Source organism: Alloyangia mangrovi, assembly GCF_002300555.2.
GTDB classification, from domain to species: Bacteria; Pseudomonadota; Alphaproteobacteria; order Rhodobacterales; family Rhodobacteraceae; genus Salipiger; species Salipiger mangrovi.
Genome location: NZ_NTHN02000115.1, coordinates 1 through 3760, shown reverse-complemented (window position 1 = coordinate 3760; position 3760 = coordinate 1). Strand labels below are relative to the sequence as shown.

3 protein-coding genes are annotated in these 3760 nt (G+C 72.5%); all 3 read right to left on the bottom strand.

Translation table 11 applies throughout. From position 1 onward, the window contains the following. Positions 1 to 107: 107 nt before the first annotated feature. The gene (locus CLG85_RS26875; RefSeq protein WP_260350350.1) at positions 108 to 1064 is read right to left on the bottom strand and encodes a hypothetical protein; all 957 of its coding nucleotides are present in this window, start codon (positions 1062 to 1064) and stop codon (positions 108 to 110) included. Then, positions 1061 to 2680 (bottom strand): vWA domain-containing protein, encoded by a 1620-nt coding sequence (locus CLG85_RS26870; RefSeq protein WP_260350349.1) that lies wholly within the window; start codon positions 2678 to 2680, stop codon positions 1061 to 1063. The genes CLG85_RS26875 and CLG85_RS26870 overlap by 4 nt, the downstream gene beginning before the upstream one ends. After that, positions 2677 to 3760: VWA domain-containing protein (locus CLG85_RS26865; protein ID WP_311735047.1), on the bottom strand; the 1084-nt coding region annotated here is incomplete at its 5' end. The genes CLG85_RS26870 and CLG85_RS26865, both read right to left, overlap by 4 nt.

Below are 3760 nucleotides of genomic sequence, written 5' to 3'. Positions count from 1 at the left end.
CGCGTCCGGCCCAGAGATCGAGCGCCGGGCGCAGGGCCGCGTGGTCGCGCGCGGCGATCACCCGCATCAGTTCCCGCCAGGCAAACCCTTCGGAGGCCAGCACCCTCTTACGCCGCACCGCCCGCCGCCGAGACAGCGCGGGCAGCAGGTGGCGCAGCCCGAGCCAGAACCCCCCCCAGACCCAGAAACGCCGCCCCCGCCAGCAGCGCGAGGCGCGCCGGATCGAGCGGCACAGTCCGCCCCGGTGGCGGGCCGTCGATCTGCAGCTCAAGGCCCGGGGCAGAGGCGGTTTTCACCACCCCGTCGTCGGTGTCGTACCAGTCGAGCCGCACCTCCGGCAGCGCACCGCCGCCGCCCGCCTCGGCGAGATAGGTCACACTCTCCACCCGCGTGCCGCTGAGCGCGCCCCGGTCGTCACTCTCGGACAGCCGCGGCTCGTCCGGGTAGGCGGCGACCCCCCGCAACTCCACCGGCGCCAGCAGCTGCGGCAGGAACATCGGCGAGACCCCCTGCACTGCCACCGTCACCTGCCGCTTGAGGCTGTCGCCGGGCACCATCGTGCCGGGCTCCCCCTCGATTTCCTGCGTGAGCGTCAGATCGGCGGCAGCGATGAAGGGATCGAGCCCCTCGGCCCCTTCCGGCACCACCCCGGCAAAGGCAATCGGACCGGTGGTCAGGGTGACCTGCCGCGCCTCGCCCGAACCCGTATCCTGCCAGGTCACCAGCACCTCCTGCGGCGGCAGCACCACCTGTCCCGGCACCATGGGGGAAATGCGGTAGTGCCGCGAAATGCCCGCCCAGGTCTCGCCCTCGATCCGTTCGGACACCGGGTTGGTCGAGCGAGATGGCAGCCGCACCAACAGGTTCGGCGCCTCGAGGCTCGGCCAGACCGGCGGCTTCGGCATGAAGCTCGGCACCAGCACCGTCAGGCGCAGGCTGAGCGACTGGCCGGGGATCGCCTCGGTCTCGGGAAAGTCGACGACAAGTTGCGGCAGGTCCTCGGCCTCCTGCGCCCGGACCAGGCCCGGCAGGAGCAAAAGACCAAGCAGGAGCACGCGGATCATTCGCCGCCCTCCTCTGCTGCCGGAGCGTTGGGCGCAGGTGCCTCGCCCGCCGGAGCCGCCGCACCGTCGTCTTCGTGCGGCTGTGCCGCCGCACCAGCGTTTTGAGGCGGCTGTGCCGCCTCGAGCGCAAACCGCATGCGCAGGAAGTCCTCGGTCCGCGTGTCGACGGTGTTCATCCATTGCTCGGCGGTCAGCAAGCCGCCTTCCGCCGCACCATCAGCCTCGCGCAGGGTCTCTTCGCCCTGCCCGCTCTCGTTGTCGTAAACCTCCTCGTCCGCGCCGATGCCCTGATCCTCGCCGGTGTCCGAGGCCGCCTGCGCCGCCTCGACATAGGCGACGATGCGTTGCGCGGTCTCGAGGTTCTCCGCCGCGCCGGGATAGTCCGGATCGCGCGCCAGCGCCGTCTCGAAGGCGCGCACCCCGTCGCGGTAGTGCCGCCCCTTGATCTGCGCCATCCCCTGCAGGAAGGCCGCCTGCGCCGTCTCGACCCGGTCCAGCACCAGTGCCGCGTCGTCGTACTGCCCGCTCCGGTAGAGCGCGTAGCCCCGCCAGAGCGGATCGACAAACAGCTCTCCGGCGCGCGCGTAGTGCTTGTTGTCGAACGCAATTCGCCCCTGCTGGTCCAGCGTCAGGAACCAGTCGGCGATCCCCTCGGCCCGCGCGCCCTCCGGCGTGAGCAGCAGCGTCAGACCGGCGATCCCCACCCAACGCATCGTCCAGCCCCGCCGGAAACTCAGCAGCAGGAGAAGCGCGGCGGGCCAGGCCAGCCAATGCGCCCGGTCCTCCCAGGGCTGGTCCACGTCATCGAGCTGCGCCCGGCGATAGGCCGCATTGAGCAGCCCGTCGAGCTTGCGGATGTCCGATGGATCGGGCGTCGCCTCGATCACCGGCGCCGAGAGCGCGTCGAGCCCGCGGTCGCGGCTGCCCTCGGGGCGCATCGAGAGCACCGCGAGCGGCGCCGAACTGGCGTCGAGCGGCGCCACGTCGGCGGGGTCCAGGCTGTCGGTGACAAAGAGAATGCCTCCCGGCGCGGTCTCCTCGGCGAGCATCGCCGCGGCCAGCGACAGCGCCTCGCCCGCCACCGCGCCCTCGCGCGGCATGACCTCGGGGCTGAGCCCCTCGAGGTAGGGCACCATGACCTGCGCGTCCTCGGTCATCGGCAGCACCACATGGGCGGTGCCCGCATAGGCCACCAGCGCGGTGCGCGCCCCCGCTCGAAGGTCGAGGAAGTCGCGGATTTTCTGCTTGCCGCGCTCGAGCCGCGACGGCGGAAGGTCGGTCTGCTCCATCCCCGGCGTCACCGCGAGCACGATCACCGCGGGCGCCGATTGTGCCGCAAACGGGTCGGGCTGGCGCGACCAGGTCGGCCCCGCCGCGCCGAGCGCACCGAGGAGGAGGATCGCGGCGGTGCTGTCGATTGGCATGAGGCGACGGCGCTGCGCCCGCCCCACCGTCAGCGCCTCGCGCAGGTGCGGGGCGATGCCTTCGGCCTGCATGGCCCCGCGCTGCAACGGGCGACGGACCCACCACCAGACCAGAAGCACCAGCGGCACCAGCAACAGCCAGAGCGGGCGCAGGAAGTGGAAGGCCTGGAGGAAGAGCGGCAGGTCGGTCATGCGGCCTCCTCCGCCTTCCGCGCCGCCCGTCCCCGCCGCCCGCGTCCGCGCAGCTGCAGCCAGAGCACCGACCCCAGCCCCAGCAGCGCCGCCAGCGCCATCGGCAGCCAGGACAGCGACCGGCGCGGGCGGAACGACAGCGTCTCGGTCTCGCGCGGGGCGAGCGCGTCGATCCGGGCGTAGACCGCCTCCAGCGCGGCGGCGTCCTCGGCGAAGAAATACCGCCCGCCGGTGCGCGCGGAGATGGCCTGCAGCGTGGCGAGATCGACCCGGTTCTCGCCGGTGGCCTCGGGATCGCCGACGCCGATGGTGAAGATCTCGACGCCCCGATCGGCGGCGATCTCGGCGGCGTTGACCGGGCTCATGCGGCTGGCGGTGTCCGAGCCATCCGACAGCAGGATCAGCAGCCGCTGGTCGATGTCGCTGGCCTCGAAGGTGCGGATGGACAGGCCGATGGCGTCACCGAGCGCGGTGTGCGGCCCGGCCATTCCGACCTCGGTGGTGCCCAGAAGCTCGGTGATCGTGGTCAGATCGTCGGTCAGCGGCGCCTGCAGGTAGGCCGCGGTGCCGAAGACGATCAGCGCCATGCGGTCCCCCTCGCGCCCGGTCACGAAATCGCCCACCACCTGCCGCACCCCGGCAAGGCGCTGGATCCGCTCGCCGCCCGGCGTGGCGAAATCCTTGGCGTCCATCGAGCCCGAGATGTCGATCGCCAGCACCACGTCCCGCGCGGCGGTCTCGATGGTGATCGGCGCGCCGACCCGCTCGGGCCTCGCCAGAGCCAGCACCAGCAGCGCCCAGCAGAGACCGGCGGTGATCGCCGAGATCACCGGGCGCGACAGCACCACCGCCCCTGCGCGCGGCTCGGCCCCCGCCGCCTCGGCCATGCGCCGGAAGAAGGGAAAGCGCAGCGCGCTTTCGCGCTCGCGATGCGGCGGGACCAGCCAGCGGACCAGCAGCGGCAGCGGCAGAAGCAGCAGCATCCAGGGCGCGGCAAGCGAGATCATGCGGCCAGCTCCCGCGCGGGCGCGGCGGGTGCGGCGCGATGGGTTTTCAGCCAGCGCTCGGCGGCGCGGCGCA

Bases quoted from the DNA above. Each gene is read 5' to 3' on its own strand.
- CLG85_RS26875 (WP_260350350.1), bottom strand. From the start codon at position 1,064: ATGATCCGCGTGCTCCTGCTTGGTCTTTTGCTCCTGCCGGGCCTGGTC.
- CLG85_RS26870 (WP_260350349.1), bottom strand. From the start codon at position 2,680: ATGACCGACCTGCCGCTCTTCCTCCAGGCCTTCCACTTCCTGCGCCCG.